Source organism: Chitinophaga sp. GbtcB8, from assembly GCF_019091455.1.
GTDB lineage: Bacteria > Bacteroidota > Bacteroidia > Chitinophagales > Chitinophagaceae > Chitinophaga.
In genome coordinates this window covers 1-259 of record NZ_JAGXJN010000222.1, presented here as the reverse complement: position 1 = coordinate 259, position 259 = coordinate 1, and the positions used below count along the sequence as shown (strand labels likewise).

Annotated in this window: 1 protein-coding gene; it reads right to left on the bottom strand. The window is 52.5% G+C overall.

Annotation, left to right across the window (positions count from 1 at the left end):
- Window positions 1-259, bottom strand: a 259-nt coding sequence (locus KVT36_RS31795) for a condensation domain-containing protein (RefSeq protein ID WP_217607447.1), incomplete at both ends; no start/stop codon positions are given.

The following is a 259-nucleotide window of genomic DNA, read 5'->3' as shown; positions in this document are numbered from 1 at the left end:
CAATACTTCCTGCCAGCGCTGATCATGCTCACTTTTCAATACACTGCGCAGCACCTCATGACGGTTGATCACCTGTTGTAAACCGTAACCTAATGCATCCACATTAACCGTTCCCTGCAACCTGAACACACCTGGAATATGATACTCCCGGCTGCCCTGCAGCTGGTCTATGAACCAAAGCCGTTCCTGCGTGTAAGATAATGGAAGACGGTGCGGCCGTTCTCCCGCTGTAATAACCGGTAAGGCCGGCAGGCTGCTG